Raw genomic sequence first — 18,300 nt, forward strand, 5'->3', positions numbered from 1 at the left:
CGTTATATACGTCCGTAGCTGACTGTTACATTTCTCCAGGTACTCTGCCGATTGTCGTCATAGGCGCGTCAAGGGAGTTTCAAGGCGCGAGACGGTGTCCAACGTTGCGGGGGTGGCCCACTGATGGGGGTCCTCTGACCCCCGTTCAGCGCGATCGGAGGGTGATGGGCAGGTACCTGCTGCGCAGGTTGGCGATGAATGTCGTCTTGGTGGCGATCGCGGCCAGTCTGGCCTACATGCTCGCCGCCACGACCATGAACCCTCGTGCCGCGTACGAGGGACGCCAGCCGCCGGTTCCCGTGGCAACAATCGACGCGACACTCGACACGTACAACCTCAACGACAAGACCCCCGTGCTCGAGCGCTACGTGCGATGGGCGTCGGGAGTGGTCACCGGCGACTTCGGGCAGAAGTGGAACGGCGGCTCGGTCGGTGAGGAGATGGGCCGGCGCGTCGGGGTCAGCCTCCGGCTGCTGTTCATCGGAACCATCGTCGGGTTCGCCCTGGGCGTCGCGTTGGGCGCCTACTCCGCGGTCAGGCAGTACAAGATCAGCGACCGGGTGATCGGTGTCGGGTCATTCATCGTCATGGCGATCCCCGTGTTCGTCATGGCCACGATGCTCGCCATCGCGACCTACAACCTCAACCGCGGCCTGGGCTTCACGCTGATCGAGTACACGGGTGAGTACAACCCCAACGTCACCGGCTTCTGGCCGCTGCTGTTCAACCGGTTGAACCACCTGATCCTGCCGACCATCTCGCTGAGCCTGGGCGCCATCGCCTTCTACAGCCGCATCCAGCGCAACATGATGCTCGACGTGCTGGGCCAGGACTTCGTCCGCACGGCCATGGCCAAGGGCCTGCGCCGCCGTACCGCCCTGTTCCGCCACGCGCTGCGCACCGCGCTGATCCCCTCGGCGACCTACTTCGCCTTCGCCTTCGGCACCATGTTCGTCGGCGCCACCTTCACCGAGAAGATCTTCGCCTGGCACGGCATGGGCGCCTGGCTGGTGGACTCCATCCAGCAGAACGACGTCAACTCGGTCGCGGCCGTCGCGCTGTTCACCGCCGCCTGCATCCTCATCGCGGCGTTCATCTCCGACCTGCTGGTGGCGGCCCTCGATCCTCGGGTGCGGGTGAGCTAGATGCGTTCCAAGGTTGTTTTCGGCCGGATGCTCAGGAACCGGCAGGCCCGCTACGGCATCATCGCCTTCCTGGGCCTGGTCCTGCTGGCCTATCTGGGCCCCTTCTTCGGCCCGTACGACTGGACCGACAAGGACTTCCTGTCGTTCCTGGTGCCGCCCGGCGGCGACCACTGGTGGGGCACCACCACCATCGGCCAGGACATGTACGCGCTGACGCTGCGCGGCATGCAGAAGTCGATCGTCATCGGCGTGCTGACCGCGCTCATCGCCACCACCCTCGCGGCCATCGTCGGCGCCTTCGCCGGCTACTTCGGCGGCTGGATCGACAAGGCCCTCATGTGGGGCGTCGACCTGCTGCTGGTCCTGCCCTCCTTCCTGGTCATCGCGATCATCTCGCCGCGGCTGAAGGAGAGCTCCTGGCTCTGGTTCGTGGTGCTGCTGGCGGTGTTCACCTGGATGATCACCTCCCGGGTGGTCCGCAGCATGACGCTCTCCCTGCGCGAGCGTGAGTACGTGCAGGCCGCGGTCTACATGGGCATCCCGCGCTGGAAGATCATCCTCAAGCACATCGTGCCCAACCTCTCGTCGCTGCTGATCATCGACTACACGCTCAACGTGAGCGGCGCGGTCATCGGCGAGGCGGCCCTGTCGTTCTTCGGCTTCGGCATCCAGCCGCCCGAGGTCTCCCTCGGCACCCTCATCGCGGAAGGCGCCCGCAACGCCACCGGATACCCGTGGCTGTTCGCCTTCCCCGCCGGACTGCTGGTCCTGCTGGTCCTGAGCATCAACCTCATCGGCGACGGCCTGCGCGACGCACTCGACCCGGGGAGCAATTCTTGAGCCCGATTCTTGAGGTCAACGACCTCACGGTCACCTTCCCCGGCGGCATCCAGGCCGTCCGCGGCGTCAGCTACCAGGTCTCGCGCGGCGAGGTCCTGGGCATCGTGGGCGAGTCGGGATCCGGCAAGTCGGTCACCTCGCTCGCCGTCATGGGCCTGCTGCCCCGCAACGCCGTCGTCAGCGGCTCGGTGAAGCTGCACGGCAGGGAACTGCTGGGCATGGACGAGGGCGACCTCGTCAAGGTGCGCGGCAAGGCCATCAGCATGATCTTCCAGGATCCGCTGTCGGCCTTCACGCCCGTCTACACCATCGGCAACCAGCTGGCAGAGGCCGTCCGCATCCACCAGAAGGTGGGCAAGGACGCCGCCGCCAAGAAGGCCGTCGAGCTGCTCGACCTGGTCGGCATCCCGCACCCGGCGATCCGCGCCAAGTCCTTCCCGCACGAGTTCTCCGGCGGTATGCGGCAGCGCGCGATGATCGCCATGGCCATCGCCAACGACCCCGACCTGCTCATCTGCGACGAGCCGACCACCGCGCTCGACGTGACGATCCAGGCCCAGATCCTCGAGGTCCTCAAGACCGCGCAGCAGGAGACCGGCGCCGGCATCGTGATGATCACGCACGACCTCGGCGTCGTCGCCGGCATGGCCGACCGCGTGATGGTGATGTACGCGGGCAAGCCGGTCGAGGAAGGCGCGGTCGACGACATCTACTACCGGCCGCGCATGCCGTACACGATGGGTCTGCTGGCCTCCATCCCGCGCGTCGACGGAGCCGAGGGCCCGCTGGTGCCGATCGAGGGCAACCCGCCCTCGCCCAAGAACCTGCCGGCCGGATGCCCCTTCGCGCCGCGCTGCCCCATGCGGGTGGACGCGTGCGAGGAGGAGGAGCCGCCGCTGGTGGCCATCGGCGGCGACCGGCACGTGGCCTGCATCCGCTCCCGCGAGATCGAGCACAAGAACTTCACCGGCCAGGACGTCTTCCCCACCCCGGTCATCGAGCACGCCCCCATCGAGCGGGTGCCGCGCGAGCAGCGCACCACGGTGCTGGAGCTGGAGAACCTCATCAGGCACTACCCCCTGATGAAGGGCGCGGTGTTCAAGCGCCGCGTCGGCACCGTGCACGCGGTCGACGGCATCAGCTTCGACATCGTCGAGGGTGAGACGCTGGCGCTGGTGGGCGAGTCCGGCTGCGGCAAGACCACGACGCTGCAGCAGATCATGCAGTTGCAGCCGCCGCAGGACGGCCGCATCGTGGTGCTCGGCAAGGACAGCTCCAAGCTCGACAAGGGCACGCGCAAGGCCCTGCGCCGCGACCTGCAGATCGTCTTCCAGGACCCGATGGCCGCGCTCGACCCGCGCATGCCGGTCGGCGACATCATCGCCGAGCCGCTGCGCGCCCACGGCCACAAGGACACCGACGCCAAGGTCAAGGAGCTGCTGGAGCTCGTGGGCCTGTCGGCCACCGACGGCGATCGTTACCCGCAGCACTTCTCCGGCGGCCAGCGCCAGCGCATCGGCATCGCCCGCGCGCTCGCGCTGGAGCCGAAGGTGCTGGTGCTCGACGAGCCGGTGTCCGCGCTCGACGTGTCCATCCAGGCGGGTGTCATCAACCTGCTGGAGGACCTGAAGGGCCGCCTGGGTCTTTCGTACCTGTTCGTGGCACACGACCTGGCCGTGGTCCGTCACCTGGCGGACCGGGTCGCGGTCATGTACCTGGGCCGGATCGCCGAGCTCGGCTCGGTGGACCGTGTCTACGACCACCCTGCCCATCCCTACACGCAGGCACTGCTGTCGGCAATCCCGTTGCCCGACCCTGAGATGGAGCGTACGCGTAAGCGCATCCTCCTCGAAGGTGACCTGCCCAGTCCGGCTGACCCCCCATCAGGTTGCCGGTTCCGCACCCGTTGCCCGAAGTTCGCGCGCCTGAGCGAGCACGAGCGGACACGGTGTGTGGAGGAAGAGCCCGTAGTAATCCGGTTGGCGAACGCTGGCGACCATGGCGCCGCCTGCCACTACGCGGAAGAGATCGAGGTCATCACGGCCTCGGACGATCAGGAGGAACAGTGAAGGTTCGTTACCGGGCCGCGGCGGCGACCGCCGTCCTGGCCATGGCCGTCGCGGCTTGCGGCGGGGGCGGCACCACCACCAACAACAACGGCCAGCCCAACGCCGCCCAGTCTGAGGCGAACAAGAAGATCACCGAGGAGATGCCCGGCATCTCCATCGCCCCGATCGACTACGCGCAGGTCAAGGACGGCGGCACGCTGACGCTGCCCAAGGGCCAGTGGCCGTCGCAGTGGAACCCGTGGCACGTCGACGGCAACCAGTCCGACACCAACGACATGCTCGAGACCCTGCTGCCGCAGTTCGAGATCTCGAACGACAAGGCCGAGTACACGGCCAACAAGGACTACCTCGACTCGGTCAACCTCGACACGTCGTCCGGCAAGCAGGTCGTGACCTACAAGATCGCCGAGAAGGCGAACTGGTCCGACGGCACGCCGATCACGTGGGCCGACTTCGAGGCCGCCTGGAAGGCGCAGAACGGCTCGGACAAGAAGTACAAGCCGGCCTCCACCCAGGGCTTCGACCGCATGGAGTCGGTCGTCAAGGGCGCCACCGACAAGGACGTCATCGTGACGTTCAAGGAGAACTACCCCGAGTGGCATGGCCTGTTCAACGGCCTCATCCCGGCGAAGTACTTGGCGGACGTCAAGGAGTACGACAACGGGTACCTGCAGAAGGTTCCGGTCACCGCCGGTCCCTTCAAGGTCGAGAAGATCGACGAGGCCACCAAGACCCTCACCGTCGTCCGTGACGACACGTGGTGGGGCCAGAAGGCCAAGCTCGACAAGATCATCTTCCGTGTGATCGAGACCCCGGCCGCCCAGGTCAACGCGTTCGCCAACGGCGAGCTCGACGCCGTCGACATCCCCCCGGGCAGCCCGGCCGACCTCAAGCGCGCCAAGGAAGTCCCCAACGCGGACATTCGCAAGGCCTTCGCGCCGAACTGGCGTCACATCACGGTCAACAACCAGTCCGAGTTCCTCAAGGACAAGCCGGTCCGGCAGGCCGTCGCCTACGCGATCAACCGTGACGTCATCGCCCAGTCCGACCTGAAGGACATGGACTGGCCGATCGCCACGCTGAACAACCACGTGTTCATGAACAACCACAAGGGTTACGTGGACAACGCCGGCGACCTCGGCAAGTACAACCTGGACAAGGCCAAGCAGCTCCTCGACGCGGCCGGCTGGAAGCAGGAGGGCGAGTACCGGAAGAAGGACGGCAAGGAGTTCTCGCTGAACTTCGTCGTCCCGGCCGGCGTCCCCTACGCCAAGACCGAGGGCGAGCTCACCCAGGCGATGCTGAAGGAGGCGGGGATCAAGCTGACGATCAACGCCGTTCCTGACGACAAGTTCTTCACGGACTTCGTCATCAAGGGCGACTTCGACCTGGTGCCGTTCTCCTGGATCGGCACGCCGCAGCCCATCGGCGGCCTGCAGCAGATCTACAAGTCGGGCTCCGAGTCCAACTTCGCGAAGGCCTCCGACCCGGCGGTGGACGCGGCGATCGACGCGGCCGTCGGCGAGATGGACCCGGCCAAGGCGATGGAGTTGGCCAACGCGGCCGACAAGCTGATCTTCGACATGGTGCACACCATCCCGCTGTACCAGCGCCCCGACATCGTGGCGGCCAAGAAGACGCTGGCCAACTACGGCTCGTTCGGGTACCAGTCGGAGGACTGGACCTCGGTCGGCTTCACCGGCTGACCTGGCTCCACCTGAAACCCCTGGCAGGCGCCGTCCTGCCGGGGGTTCCCCCTTTGCGCGGTCCTGCAGGGGGTTTCCCTTTTGCGCGGTCCTGCGCCTGGCGACCCCGCCCTGCACCTACATCTGCTCCTCGCCTACGCCCGCCCGCGAACCCAGTCCTCCCCCTCCCTTTCCACAGCCCGCCCCCGATTCGGCGACTCGGCCGCTCGGCCGCTCGGCCATTCGCCCATGGGGGCACATTCGGGGGGCTTCGTCCTGTGGAAAACCACCCCCATCCACAGAACCCCGTTCGGCCCCCACCAGGCTCAGCACTCTTCCCCATCCTGGGCCCAGTTGCTTTGCTCTGGAGGCCCCGTCATGGAGATCACCTACGCCCTGCCCTCGATGCTGGCGTCACTCTTCGTCGTCGTGCTTGAGCGCTCGCCCCTGGCGGTCGACTCTGTCCTGCCCTGGCGCATAGGCCGCCCCTTCCGGCGACCCGCCCGCGCCGCCCTCGGCAGCCCTTTGCTCACCATCACCCACCACGCCTCCACCTGGCGCCCCGCCGGCGCCGACCTGTCCCCGGAAGAGCGCCGCCTCGTCCGCCGCTCCCGCGCCCACGTCCTGGTCTCCTGTACGGCACCGCCCCGCGCCCTGCCGTTCTCCCTCCAGGTGGCCAGAGCCGCAGCCCGCGCCATCTCCTCGGAGGGCACCGGCCTCGTCGTCGACCCGATCATCGGCCGCGCCCTGTTCCAATGCGAAGGCTGCCCATCGGAACGCCCCACCTTCCAACTCGACGACGAGTGGGTCGCCTGGGACGTCACCGTCCACGACCACGCCACCTGCCCCCCGTGGAACCCCGCCGACCACCTCGCCTGCACCTGCCTACGCGTCACCACCCGAGGCCTGCGCCGCTTCGCCCTCCCCGAACTCACCCTCGACGGCGCCGCCTGCTCCCACAACCTGTGCGCGGTCACCCTCCTACGAGCCGTGGCCCAGCAGTTCGTCTCCGACCACTTCGCCTTCCTCGCCACCCACCCCGCCGCCACCGCCCGCACCATCGACGACCACCTACGGGTCTCCGCCGACTCCCCCCTCTCGTCAGCCCCCTTCCAGGTCCGCCTCACCCCCTGCGAGGACCCCGGCGGCAAACTCGGCCACCTCCGCGTCCACCCGTCCCCAGGCGACGGCGCCCTCGCCTGCCTCAAGGTCGGCCCCCCATCGGGCTTCACCGGCACCCTCAACGAGTGGCTCTGCGCCACCCAACGAGTAGAGCTCACCAGCCACACAACTCGTACCCAGCCCGCAGCCCAGCAGGTGCAATCCCCCAGACGCCCCAGGCTGATCCCCCTCCCTCCCCACGCCCTCACCCCACCCCTACCCGCCGCCCCACCACAGCCCGCACCCGGAAGAGGCCCCCAGGCCCCACCCCCACAGGCCACACCCGGAAGAGGCCCCGAGGCCGCACCGCCACAGGCCTGGCCCGGGAGAGGCCCCCAGGCCCTACCGCCACAGGCCGCGCCCGGAAGAGGCCCCGAGGCCGCACCGCCACAGGCCTGGCCCTGGAGAGGGCCTCAGGCCACCCCATCGCAGGCGGCGCAGACCGGCCTCACCCCGGCACCGCTGACCGGCCCCACGCCAGCACCCCACGGCGGCTCGCTCTCAGCGCCCCCGAGCGGCCCCACGCCAGCGCCACATGGCGGCTCGTTCTCCGCGCCCTCAGGCGGTGCCGTGCCAGTGCCCTCCAGCGGCTTCGGCTCGGTGGCGCAGGAAGGTCCAATGCCAGCGCCGCAGGGCGACTTCGCGCCAGCGCCGCAGGGCGACTTCGCGCCGGCGGTGCAGGGTGGCGTCGAGTGGCTGGTGCTGCCCAGCGGTTCCGCGCCGATGCCGTGGGCGGATTCACCGCTGGCGTCACTGAGCGGGCGGGCGTCGGTGCCGTCGTCCGGTTCCGTGCCGTCGTCCGGCTCCGTGCCAGCGCCGCAGGTCGTGCCAACGCCACAGCCCGTGGCCACCTCAAGGAACATCCAGGCGCCGAAGGCTGTCGAGCCTGTGCGGCGACGGCGGTGGGGCCGTTCCGGCAGGCGCGAGGCCGCGTGAGCCGGTGTGCACACTCCCAAGTCCCGCTCGCCAGAGACCAGGCGCCCCCGTACGGCAGGCGAGCGGTGATTACGGGCGCGGAACCCCGGCGAGCAGCAACGCCGGGTCCGTAGACGCTGAACGCATCACCCGCGGGCGGAGCAGGTGATCGGCGTAATTGGTGGAAGCGGCGGCGCACCAGGCGATGATCTTGGGCAGGGTCACGGCGAACCCCAGCCCGGCCAGCACGCACAGCACCGGCCACAGGGTGAACGGCAGCGCCCACGCGTACAGCGGGTAGGCGAGCCCGGCCAGAGAGAGCAGCCACCACAGGACGACGGTGAGCGCGCCGCCTGCGGTGACGACGAAGCCGGTGAGACAGAAGGTGAGGTCTCGCCATGCTCGCCCACCGAAGAGGGCGCGAGCGGGGGAGCTCATGCCGAAGGGGGACGCGGAGGACAGGCGCACAAGGGGGCCGTGGTGGGCGCCGGCGGAAGCGCGGGCGCCAGCAGTGCGGGCGTCAGCAGTGCGGGCGTCAGCGGTGCGGGCGTCAGCGGTGCGGGAGTCAGCGGTGCGGGAGTCAGCGGTGCGGGCGGCGACGGTGCGGGCGGCGACAGAAACGAAGGGGCCTGCGTGGGGATTGATGTGGCGGGCCGTGAGCTCACTGCTGGCCATGCAGGTCAGCGCAAGGACGGCAGGAGCGGCTACGGAGCCGAGAAGGGAGAGGGGGCCGAGACCGGTGGCGAGGAAGGGCAGGAGGAACAGCACCCCGGTCGACGCGACTCCGGCGGCAGCCACGGCGAAGCGCAGTGCCGCTTCGCTCGTCTCGGAGAGGAGGTCCGCTGTGTCCCGGAAGATCGACTGCCCCATGCACTCAACGGTAGGCAGCGGGGAAGGGCGCAACCATGACGCCAGCAACCGAGTCAGGGTAGGGAAAACCCCACCATCCGCCTACACCTACCACCCGTGTGCCGCGTCGTTCCGCTGATGAGTGGTGCGCCGCCGCGTTGCTGCGTGCGCACGTCAGGCCGACGGAGCGGGCGAGAGGCGTGATTTGTTCGGGTAGGTCCGCCTCTCATGCGAGAGGTTCCGCCGGTCGTCTGAGAGGTCCTGTGATCGTCTGTGTCGGTTCGCTAGTCATGTGCAGGTCCGCCTCTCGGACATGTAGGCCCGCCGCCCGGGCATGTAGCCTCGCTGGTCGTGCAGGGTGGGCGCACCGGGCGTGCGGCGGGCCGGATGCACCCACCGGCCCCCTACAGGTGCCGCTCCAGGGACTCCACCTTGCTGGTCATCCCGTCCGTTACCCCCGCTCGGATATCCGCCTTGAGGACGAGGCCCACGCGGGGAGCCACCTCGCCCACCGCCTCCACCGCCTGCTTGATCACCGCCATGACCTCGTCCCACTCACCCTCCACGGTGGTGAACATGGCGTCGGTGTGGTTGGGCAGTCCGCTGGCGCGGACGACCTTGACGGCGCGGGCGACGGGTTCGGCGACGGCCTCGCCGACGCCGAGCGGGGTGATGGAGAAGGCGACGATCATGCCTTCGATGATACGAACTTCGCCAGCAGCCGCTCCAGTTCCGCCTGTTCGGCCGTCGACAGGGTGGAGAAGATCTGACCGCTGACCGATGCCTGCAGGTGTTCGATGGTGGTGAGGGCTTCCCGGCCGGTGGGGGTGAGGTCGAGGCGGGTGGCGCGCCGGTCGGCGGGGTCGGGGTGGCGGGTGAGGAGGCCTTCGGTTTCGAGGGCGTCGACCAGGGGCGTCACGGCTCGGGCGGTGACGCCCATGGCGGAGGCGGCTTCGGCCATCTTGAGGCGCGGGGCGGCGCCGACGGTGGTGAGGAGGCGGACTCTGGCCGGCGACAGGCCGTGCTCGCCGAAGGCGGCGGTGCCGCGCTGGGAGAACAACCGTGAGGCTGCCATCAGAAGCTCTCCGAGACGGGCCGCGTCGGCCATGGACGACTCCTTAGTGAAAGAGGTAATAATGAAAGAGGTAACTATCTAGGAGGGTAACGATGCGGACCATTGTGGTGGCAGGCGCGACCGGGAACCAGGGTGGCGCGACCGTCGAGGCCCTGTTAGCGGGAGGGTGGCGGGTGCGGGCGCTCACGCGTGACGTCGGATCGGGCAGGGCGTGGGCGCTGGAAGGGCAGGGGGCGCAGGTCCGGGAGGCGGACTTCGGGCGGCCGGACACGCTGGTGAGGGCGTTCGACGGGGCCTACGGGGTCTTTTCTGTGCAGGCGCGCGGAAAGGACGAGGTACGGCACGGCGTCGCGGTGGCTGAGGCGGCCGGGAGGGCGGGGGTCGAGCATCTCGTCTATACGAGCGTCGGGGGCGTCGACCGGGTGCGGGGGATCCCGCACTTCGACACGAAGTGGGAGGTCGAGCAGCACATCCTCGCCGCCGGCCTGCCGTACACGTTCCTGCGGCCCTCGACCTTCATGGAGACGTTCGCGGTGAAGGGCGCGGGGATCGGGCTGTCGATGATGGCGGCGGCGCTGGGGGAGCGCGGGACGCTGCAGATGGTGGCGGCGCGCGACATCGGGGTGTTCGCGCGGATCGCGTTCGACAAGCGTCTTGTGGGCCAGAGTCTGGAGCTGGCCGGTGACGAGCTGACGGTGCCGCGCATCAGCGAGATCGCGGGCGTGCCGTACAGGAGGATGCCAAGGGGTCTGCTCAGGCTCATGGGGAGGGAGGGCCGGATGTTCTTCTGGTTCGCCGAGTCGGGGTATCAGGCGGACATCGCGGGCCTGCGTGCGCTGCACCCCGGCCTGCTCACGTTCGGAGCGTGGCGCGAGGAGCAGCGCAGCGCACGTTGAGGAGTCGCGGTGCCGCGCGAGGAGCAGCGCAGCACACGTTGAGGAGTCGCGGTGCCGCGCGACGTGCCGCGCAGCACCTGGCCGACCTCAGTGGTCGTGGGCGTGGTCGTGCTCTTCGTCTTCGTCCTCGGGCCCGTCGGACGGCTCGACACCCAGCACGGCCTCGCGCGGCTCCACCTCGTCGATGTGCTCGACCAGGCCGAGCACGTGGTCGGGCTCGATGAGCCACTGCAGTGCGGTCGCGCCGGTCTCGTCGGCGCTCACCAGCTCGGCCTGCTCCTTGCGCTCCTCGTCGGTGAGGTCGGCCTCCGGGTGGTGGATCTCCTTCAGGGCCGCGGCCTGAAGCGCGTCGACGTCGATCACCTCGACGGTCAGCTCCACAGTCAGGCGCAGGAACTTCGGTTCATCACTCATGGTTCCAGAGCCTAGGGCAGTTTCCAGTCGACGGGGGCGGCGCCTTGCTGGGCGAGTAGCTGATTGGACCGGCTGAAGGGCCGGGAGTTGAAGAATCCGCTGCGTGCCGACAGAGGCGACGGGTGGGCGGACTCCACCAGGGGGACACCGCCGAGCATGGGGGCGAGGTTGCGCGCATCGCGCCCCCACAGGATGGCGACCATGGGCTTGCCGCGCCCGACGAGGGCCTTGATCGCCTGCTCGGTGACCTGCTCCCAGCCCTTGCCGCGGTGGGAGGCGGGCTTGCCGGGCATGACGGTCAGCACCCGGTTGAGCAGCAGCACGCCTTGTTCGGTCCACGGGGTGAGGTCGCCGTTGGAGGGAGCGGGGTGGCCGAGGTCGGCCATGTACTCCTTGTAGATGTTGACGAGGCTGCCCGGCAGCGGGCGCACGTCGGCGGCGACGGAGAACGACATCCCGATGGGGTGCCCGGGTGTGGGGTAGGGGTCCTGGCCCATGATCAGCACCTTGACGTCGTCGAAGGGCTGCTGGAAGGCGCGCAGGACGTGGGGGCCGGAGGGGAGGTACTGCCGGCCTTCGGCGATCTCCTTGCGGAGGAACTCACCCATGGCGGCGATCTGGTCGGCGACGGGCTCCAACGCCTTGGCCCAACCGGCTTCAACGACTTCATGCAGGGGACGAGCGGCCATGGCCCGTCAGCCTAACGGCGAAAGGTACGGCTTGCGCCGGGAACGCCGGGCGCGAGCCGTACCAGAATGATCACAAGGCGGGCTCGCCCGGCTTGAACAGCCACGCGTCGAAGCGAGGGCCAGGTCGTAGTGGAGGGCGTCGTACCCGCCGTTGCCCTGGCCGGGGAAGTAGGGGTCGCCCGCGCCGGGTGTGCCCGGCATGCACCTCCTCGGGGCGATCGGGGACGGAAGGCCCACCGGCGGGTGCCCGCCTGCCCCCTCGGAAGGCGGGCACCCGGTGGCTCACTTGACCGAGCCGGCCATCATCCCCTGCACGAAGTAGCGCTGGAAGGCGAAGAACAGCACCAGCGGGATGATCAGCGACAGGAACGCGCCGGGCGCGAGGATGTCGACGTTGGTCCCGAACTGCCGCATCTCCGACTGCAGTGCCTTGGTCATCGGCTGGGCCTCGGTGTCGGCGAAGACCAGGGCGATGAGCATGTCGTTCCACACCCACAGGAACTGGAAGATCCCCAGGGACGCGATCGCCGGCTTGCCCAGCGGGAACACGACCCGGGCGAAGATCTTCCACTCGGGCGCGCCGTCCATGCGGGCGGCCTCCAGCAGGGAGGCGGGGATGCCCACGAAGAAGTTGCGCAGCAGGAAGATCGCGAACGGCAGGCCGAAGGCCACGTGGAAGAGCACCACGCCCGGGATCGAGCCGAAGATGCCCAGTCCTCCGTAGAGCGAGGCGATGGGGATGAGCGCGATCTGGATGGGCACGATGAGCAGCCCGACCACGATGAGGAAGAGCAGGTCGCGCCCGGGGAAGTCCATCCAGGCGAAGGCGTAGGCGGCCATCGCCGCGATGCCGATCACCAGGATCGTGGTGGGCACGGTGATGAGGACGGTGTTCCAGAACGACGAGGTGAAGCCGGTCGCGAGCAGGCTGCTGTAGGCCTGGAAGGTGAGGTCGGCGGGCTTGGTGAAGATGGTCCACCAGCCCTCGGCCGCGTTGACGGTCTCGTCACGCAGCGAGACGACCAGCAGGCCGAGGGTCGGCACCAGCCAGAACAGCCCGATGAGGATCATCACGACCTGGACCAGTCCGCTGCCCAGCAGGTCCACGATCCTGCTCAGGCCGCCGCGCTTGATCTCGCCGGCGTGCGCGCCGGTGCTGCTCATGTGTCCTCCCTCCGGAAGCGCCGGATGTTCATGATCATGAATGGCAGGACCAGGATCAGCAGGAAGATGGCGATCGCGCTGCCCATGCCCTGGTTGCCGCCGCCGCCGAAGGACACCCGCCACATCTCCAGGGCCAGCACCATGGCCTCGTCCTGCACGGAGGCCGGGGCGATGATGAAGACCAGGTCGAAGACCTTCAGGGTGTTGATGATCATCGTCACGAAGACGACGAGCAGCACGGGTGACAGCAGCGGCACGGTGATCTTGCGGAACACCTGCCACTCGGTGGCGCCGTCGATGCGGGCGGCCTCCAGCGCGTCACGCGGGATGGCGGCCAGCCCCGCCGCGATCAGCACCATGGCGAATCCCGCCCACACCCAGACGAACGCCCCGATGATGGCCGGGGTGATGAAGGTCGGGCCGAGCCAGGACAATCCGCCGTAGCGGGCGGAGAAGTTCGACTGCGGCAGCCGTACCTCGTAGGCGCCGGAGACGCCCTCGAAGGCGAAGGAGCCGTCGTCGGCGGTCGTGGCCGTGGCCACGACGTTGCCGCCCTGCACGGCCTCCACCGTCATGCCCGGCAGGCCGCGCTCGTTGGGGTCGATCTCGCCGTTGCGGCCCCCGCCGCCCGGGGTGAAGTCGAACCAGACGGCGCCCGAGGCGCCGGCCTTGGCGGGCTGCGCGGACTGCGGCAGCGTGCCGGCCTTGATGCCGACGATGGGGATGAGCGCGGGCTGCCCGGTCGCGACGACCCCGCCGCCCTCGGCGCGTACGGCGTCGCTCTCGCGGGGCCGGGCGTCGGGATAGCCCTGGCTGGAGGAGAAGGTGTCGCCCACGCTCGTCAGGATGGCGTTGGCCACGCCCTTGTCGGGGTCCTGCTCGTAGACCAGGCGGAAGATGACGCCCGCGGCCATCAGCGAGACGGCCATCGGCATGAAGACGATCAGCTTGAACGCGGTCGACCACCGGATGCGCTCGGTCAGCACGGCGAAGATCAGGCCGAGCGTGGTGACCAGGATGGGGGCGATGACCACCCAGATCAGGTTGTTCCTGATCGTGGTGAGCATGTTGGCGTCGCTGAAGATCGTCATGTAGTTGCCCAGGCCGACGAAGTCCGACGGCTGGGGCCCCGACAGGCTCCTGACGATGGAGTAGATGATCGGGTAGACCACCCAGACGCCCAGCAACAGCGCGGCGGGCAGCACGAAGACGTAGGCGAGGGTGGGGGAGGGCCCCAGGCGCCTGCGCCTGCCCTTGACCGCGGTGGGCGCCGCGGCGCCCGCGGTCGCCAGTTCTGGGGTGGTGGGCTCGGCGGGCGGGTCCGGGGTGTCCGCCGCGGGTGCGGCGTCCGGTTCGGGGGTGGTGAGCTCGGGAGACGGCCCGGTGGCGGGCCCGCTCCTCGACGAATCCGGGGAGGAGTCGTCGGAGGGCGGACCCTGGGGGCCGCGCACCTGATCGGTCACGGCTGGTTCCTTCCGGGGGGCTAGTTCTTCCAGGCCTTCTTGGCTTCCGCCTCGAGCTGCGTCTGGATGTTCTTCACATCCGAGGGGTTGCGCAGCAGGTCCTGCAGGAGCTTCCACTCGCCCTTGCCGTCGGTGCCGCCGAAGGCGCTGGGCGCCAGGTCGGACATGTCGTAGCGGACCGTCTCACCGGCGCTGATGATCGTCTGGCCGAGCTGCTTGGTCAGCGGGTCCGGGTAGTTGTCGGGCGAGACGTTGCGGTTGGGCGACAGGTAGCCGGGCAGCTTGGCCCAGACCTCGCCGCCCTCCTTGGAGGCCAGGAACTCCAGCAGCGCCTGGGCGCCGGGGGAGTCCTTCAGCACCACGGCGATGTCGCCGCCGAGCACGACGGGAGCGGTGTCGCCGACCTTCGGGAAGGGGAAGGTCTTGGCCTCCTCGCCGACCTTGGCGCCGGACTCGACGGCCGAGACCGCCACGAAGTCCGCCTCGATGACCATGGCCGCCTTCTTCTGGCCGTAGACCTGGGTGACGCAGGTCGGGAAGTCGGTCTGGAGCGCTCCGCTGGAGCCGCCGTTGACGAACTCCTTCTTGCCGAACAGCTCGCCCATGCGGGTCAGGGCCACGCCGACGGACTCGTCGGTCCAGGGGATCTCGTGCTTGGACAGCTGGTCGTACTTCTCGGGACCCGCGGTCGACAGGTAGACGTTCTCGAACAGGTCGGTCAGCGTCCAGCCGGAGGCGCCGCAGAAGGAGAAGGGCGCGGTGCCGGAGTCGGCGATGGTCTGGGCGGCGGTGACGAGCTCCTGCCAGTTGGTCGGGGGCTGCACGCCGGCCTCGTCGAAGGCGCTCTGGCGATACCAGACCAGCGACTTGTGCGCCGCCTTGACCAGCACGCCGTACACCTGGTCGTCGGCCGAGCCCAGTTCCTTCCAGTAGTCGGTGTAGTTCTCGTCGAGCTGCTTGATCACCGCGTCGCTCAGCGGCTTGAGCGCGTCCTGGTCGGCGTACTGCTGCACGAGGCCGGGCTGGGGCAGGATCGCGACGTCGGGCGGGCTGCCGCCCTGGATGCGCGGCCCGAGGTAGGCGCCGGTGTCCTCGCCGGTGGAGGCGTAGGTGACCTGGGCGCCGGTCTTGTCGGTGAAGGCCTTCAGCACCTGCTCGAAGTTCTTCTGCTCCTCGCCGGTCCACTTCGCGGCGACCTCGATCTTCACCCCCTCCAGCGTCTTGCCGCCGCCGCCCGCCGAGGGGGAGCCGCCTGCCTGGGTGGGGGTCGTGGTGGGGGCGTTGCCGCAGGCCGCGAGGGCGATCGCGAGTCCGGCGGCGGTCAGTGCCTTGCGCATGAATGCCTCACTGGGTTTTGAGCACCTCGGAGAGCTCCGCCTTCAACGAGGCCGCCACGTCCGCGGCGGACTCCGTGTACGGCGGAGCGAGCGCCTTGGCGACGTTGCTGGCGATGACCAGGCTCAACTGGTTGTAGTTGGCGCTGGCCGGCCGCCGCTCGGCCGCCAGGATGCTCTCCTTGAGCACGGGCAGGTAGGGGAATCGTTCGATCAGCCCTGGATCGTCGTAGAGCTCGGTCCACACCGGCGGGAAGGAGCCGTCGGTCAGGACCCTGCGCTGGTTGTCCAGGCTGGTGAAGTAGTGGATGAAGGCCTGGGCGGTCTGCTGGTGACGCGAGTAGGCGCTGATGGCCAGGTTGTTGCCGCCCAGCACGCTCGGCCCAGGAAGCCGGGTGACGGCGAACTTGCCGCGGATCGCCGAGCCCGGCGCGGTGGCCGGGCCGTAGGCGTGCGGCCAGTTGCGCATGAAGGCCAGTCGTCCCTGCTGGAAGGCCAGGCGGGACTCCTCCTCCTTGAAGCTCAGCGACTCCTGGGGGATCCAGCCTTCGCGCAGGCCCTGCACGAGGTAGTCGAGCGCGGTGGTGGCGGGCCCGGCCTCCAGCGTGACCTGGGTGCCTTCGGGGTCGAGGATCCGGCCCCCGGCCGCCTGGACGGCCTCGGAGAAGTTCACGGTCAGGCCCTCGTAGGCCAGGAACTGGCCCGCGTAGCCGCCGATGGTGTGTTTCTTGCGGATGCCGACGGCCTGCCGTCGCAGCTCCGCCCAGGAGACGGGCGGCTTGGCGACCAGGTCGGTGCGGTAGTAGAGCAGTCCCGCGTTGCTGGTGTACGGCACCGCCCAGAGCTTGTCGCGGTAGATCGCGGTCTCGACGACGGGCGGCAGGAACCTGTCGAGCGGGAAGGCTCCGCGCTCCAGGGGGATGATCCAGTCGTTGTCGGCGAACTCCGCGGTCATCGTGACGTCCAGGCCGAGCACGTCGTACCTGTCGCTCTTGGACTGCAGGTTGGCGGCCATCTGAGCGCGCTGCTCGTCGGCCGCCTCCGGCAGTTCGAGCAGCGACACCTTCTCGGCCGGGTGGGCCTGGTTCCAGCGGTCCAGCAGGGGTTGCAGGTACGCCGTGGTGTCGCGGCCGGTGGCGAAGGTGATCGGTCCGGTCCCGCTCGTCTGGCCGTCGGTGTCGGAGGCGCCCGCGCCCGCGCATCCCGTCATCGCCAGGAGCACGGCGACGGTGAGCAGCGAGCGAAACACCGGTTACCTCCGCATTACATACGTGTTAGGTAGATGCATTCATGTTATGCACACCCGTAAACTGGCAGTCAACGGACCGTCCGGTAACGCCTGCGTAACAGGGGAGGTGCGGCGTGCGGTTGCACCTTCTGGCACTGCTCGCCAAGGAGCCCGCTCACGGCTATGAGCTGAAGCAGGCTCTCGAGCAGACCTTCGGCGCCGCGTACCCCTCCCCGAATATCGGTCAGATATACGTGACCCTGGCTCGTCTCGAGAAGGACGGCCTGGTCAGGGCCGTCGACGTCGAGCAGTCCAACCGGCCGAACAAGAAGGTCTACTACCTCACCGCCACCGGCAGGGAGGCGCTCACGACCTGGGTGGAGGAGCCCACCGAGGGCCCGCGGGTGCGCGACGAGTTCTACATGAAGCTGGTCCTGGCCCCGCTGACCGGCATCGCCGACCGCATGGCGCTGATCAGCCGCCAGCGGCGCCACTACCTGGGCCTGATGCGCGAGCTCAACGAGGTGATGGAGCGCAGCGAGTCCGCGGTCGCCCGGTTGCTGGTCGAAGGGGCGATGCTGCACCTCCAGGCCGACCTCGACTGGCTGGAGCGGTGCCAGGAGGAGTTGTGCTGAAGGCACACAACCTGGTCAAGATCTACGCCGCCTCCGGCGTGCCCGTGCATGCCGTACGAGGCCTGGACCTGGAGATCGAGGCGGGCGAGTTCGTCGCGATCATGGGGCCGTCCGGTTCCGGCAAGTCCACGCTCATCCACATGCTCGGCGGCCTCGACCCGCGCACCAGCGGCGAGATCTGGCTCGACGGCAAGCGTGTCGACACGCTCTCGGAGAGCGGCTGGGCGCTGCTGCGCCGCAAGAAGGTGGGCTTCGTCTTCCAGGGCTTCAACCTGGTCGCCAACATGACCGTCGCCGACAACGTGGAGCTGCCCGCGCTGCTGGCCGGCACCTCCCCGCGCGAGGCGCGCGAGCGCCGCGAGCAGCTCCTCGACAAGCTCAGCCTGAGCGACCGCGCCGAGGCCTCGCCCGGCCAGCTGTCCGGCGGCGAGCAGCAGCGGGTGGCCCTGGCCAGGGCGCTGGCCAACCGGCCCGCGCTGCTGCTGGCCGACGAGCCGACCGGCAACCTCGACAGCCGCAACACCCGCGACGTGCTGCGCCTGCTCGGCGAGGTGCACCGGGGCGGCCAGACGATCGTCATGGTCACCCACGACGCCCGCGTGGCCGCGCTGGCCGACCGGGTCGTCTCGCTGCTCGACGGCGAGATCGTCGACGACGGCCGCATCCCCAGGCGCAAGATCGCCGGGGCCGGCGAGGTCATCGACCTCCGGTGAGCACCCTCGTGAGCCTCCTCGTGAG

General features: G+C 69.0%; 17 protein-coding genes. 8 read left to right on the plus strand and 9 right to left on the minus strand.

Going from position 1 to position 18,300, the window contains the following annotated elements:
• The first annotated feature begins 164 nt into the window (after window positions 1-164).
• The 5 genes from ACIBH1_RS18160 to ACIBH1_RS18180 all read left to right on the plus strand — a co-directional run bounded on the left by ACIBH1_RS18160 (window position 165) and on the right by ACIBH1_RS18180 (window position 7,836).
• Window positions 165-1,145 carry an ABC transporter permease gene (locus ACIBH1_RS18160; RefSeq protein WP_397314918.1) on the plus strand — a complete coding sequence of 327 codons (981 nt, stop codon included), beginning with the start codon at window positions 165-167 and terminating at the stop codon, window positions 1,143-1,145.
• Window positions 1,146-1,985, plus strand: coding sequence for an ABC transporter permease (locus tag ACIBH1_RS18165; protein WP_397314919.1), 840 nt, complete (start codon window positions 1,146-1,148; stop codon window positions 1,983-1,985).
• Window positions 1,982-4,054 carry a dipeptide ABC transporter ATP-binding protein gene (locus tag ACIBH1_RS18170; RefSeq protein ID WP_397314920.1) on the plus strand — a complete coding sequence of 691 codons (2,073 nt, stop codon included), beginning with the start codon at window positions 1,982-1,984 and terminating at the stop codon, window positions 4,052-4,054. Before ACIBH1_RS18165 ends, ACIBH1_RS18170 begins: the two co-directional genes overlap by 4 nt.
• On the plus strand, window positions 4,051-5,760 hold the full coding sequence (locus ACIBH1_RS18175) for an ABC transporter family substrate-binding protein (RefSeq protein ID WP_397314921.1): 1,710 nt from the start codon (window positions 4,051-4,053) through the stop codon (window positions 5,758-5,760). The genes ACIBH1_RS18170 and ACIBH1_RS18175 overlap by 4 nt, the downstream gene beginning before the upstream one ends.
• A gap of 357 nt (window positions 5,761-6,117) precedes the next feature.
• Window positions 6,118-7,836 (plus strand): hypothetical protein, encoded by a 1,719-nt coding sequence (locus ACIBH1_RS18180; RefSeq protein ID WP_397314922.1) that lies wholly within the window; start codon window positions 6,118-6,120, stop codon window positions 7,834-7,836.
• 69 nt (window positions 7,837-7,905) lie between these two features.
• Here ACIBH1_RS18180 and ACIBH1_RS18185 read toward each other — a convergent pair whose 3' ends face one another.
• The 3 genes from ACIBH1_RS18185 to ACIBH1_RS18195 all read right to left on the minus strand — a co-directional run bounded on the left by ACIBH1_RS18185 (window position 7,906) and on the right by ACIBH1_RS18195 (window position 9,772).
• A complete protein-coding gene (locus tag ACIBH1_RS18185) occupies window positions 7,906-8,685 on the minus strand; it encodes a sensor domain-containing protein (RefSeq protein ID WP_397314923.1) in 780 nt (259 codons plus the stop codon).
• Between the two features lie 383 nt (window positions 8,686-9,068).
• A complete protein-coding gene (locus tag ACIBH1_RS18190) occupies window positions 9,069-9,356 on the minus strand; it encodes an MTH1187 family thiamine-binding protein (protein ID WP_181611701.1) in 288 nt (95 codons plus the stop codon).
• Entirely contained in the window at window positions 9,353-9,772 is a 420-nt protein-coding gene (locus ACIBH1_RS18195; RefSeq protein ID WP_397314924.1) for a MarR family winged helix-turn-helix transcriptional regulator, read from the minus strand. Before ACIBH1_RS18195 ends, ACIBH1_RS18190 begins: the two co-directional genes overlap by 4 nt.
• A 59-nt stretch (window positions 9,773-9,831) precedes the next feature.
• Here ACIBH1_RS18195 and ACIBH1_RS18200 point away from each other — a divergent pair, with 59 nt between their 5' ends.
• Window positions 9,832-10,635, plus strand: coding sequence for an NmrA/HSCARG family protein (locus ACIBH1_RS18200; RefSeq protein WP_397314925.1), 804 nt, complete (start codon window positions 9,832-9,834; stop codon window positions 10,633-10,635).
• A gap of 87 nt (window positions 10,636-10,722) precedes the next feature.
• Here ACIBH1_RS18200 and ACIBH1_RS18205 read toward each other — a convergent pair whose 3' ends face one another.
• The 6 genes from ACIBH1_RS18205 to ACIBH1_RS18230 all read right to left on the minus strand — a co-directional run bounded on the left by ACIBH1_RS18205 (window position 10,723) and on the right by ACIBH1_RS18230 (window position 16,948).
• Window positions 10,723-11,049: a hypothetical protein gene (locus tag ACIBH1_RS18205; RefSeq protein ID WP_181611704.1), complete on the minus strand. Its 327-nt coding sequence runs from the start codon at window positions 11,047-11,049 to the stop codon at window positions 10,723-10,725.
• An 11-nt stretch (window positions 11,050-11,060) separates the two neighbouring features.
• Window positions 11,061-11,738 (minus strand): uracil-DNA glycosylase, encoded by a 678-nt coding sequence (locus ACIBH1_RS18210; RefSeq protein WP_397314927.1) that lies wholly within the window; start codon window positions 11,736-11,738, stop codon window positions 11,061-11,063.
• A gap of 282 nt (window positions 11,739-12,020) precedes the next feature.
• A complete protein-coding gene (locus ACIBH1_RS18215) occupies window positions 12,021-12,902 on the minus strand; it encodes a carbohydrate ABC transporter permease (protein ID WP_397314928.1) in 882 nt (293 codons plus the stop codon).
• Window positions 12,899-14,365, minus strand: a complete 1,467-nt coding sequence (locus ACIBH1_RS18220) for an ABC transporter permease subunit (RefSeq protein ID WP_397314929.1) — start codon at window positions 14,363-14,365, stop codon at window positions 12,899-12,901. The genes ACIBH1_RS18215 and ACIBH1_RS18220 overlap by 4 nt, the downstream gene beginning before the upstream one ends.
• A gap of 20 nt (window positions 14,366-14,385) precedes the next feature.
• Window positions 14,386-15,702 (minus strand): ABC transporter substrate-binding protein, encoded by a 1,317-nt coding sequence (locus ACIBH1_RS18225; protein ID WP_397314930.1) that lies wholly within the window; start codon window positions 15,700-15,702, stop codon window positions 14,386-14,388.
• 7 nt (window positions 15,703-15,709) lie between these two features.
• Entirely contained in the window at window positions 15,710-16,948 is a 1,239-nt protein-coding gene (locus ACIBH1_RS18230; RefSeq protein WP_397314931.1) for an ABC transporter substrate-binding protein, read from the minus strand.
• A gap of 113 nt (window positions 16,949-17,061) precedes the next feature.
• Here ACIBH1_RS18230 and ACIBH1_RS18235 point away from each other — a divergent pair, with 113 nt between their 5' ends.
• Both ACIBH1_RS18235 and ACIBH1_RS18240 read left to right on the plus strand, forming a co-directional pair.
• Complete coding sequence (locus ACIBH1_RS18235; protein ID WP_397314932.1) at window positions 17,062-17,562, plus strand: PadR family transcriptional regulator; 501 nt, start codon at window positions 17,062-17,064, stop codon at window positions 17,560-17,562.
• Complete coding sequence (locus ACIBH1_RS18240; RefSeq protein ID WP_312894552.1) at window positions 17,556-18,275, plus strand: ABC transporter ATP-binding protein; 720 nt, start codon at window positions 17,556-17,558, stop codon at window positions 18,273-18,275. Before ACIBH1_RS18235 ends, ACIBH1_RS18240 begins: the two co-directional genes overlap by 7 nt.
• Window positions 18,276-18,300 lie beyond the last annotated feature (25 nt).

This window comes from Nonomuraea sp. NPDC050663 (assembly GCF_044456985.1).
Classification (GTDB): Bacteria; Actinomycetota; Actinomycetes; order Streptosporangiales; family Streptosporangiaceae; genus Nonomuraea.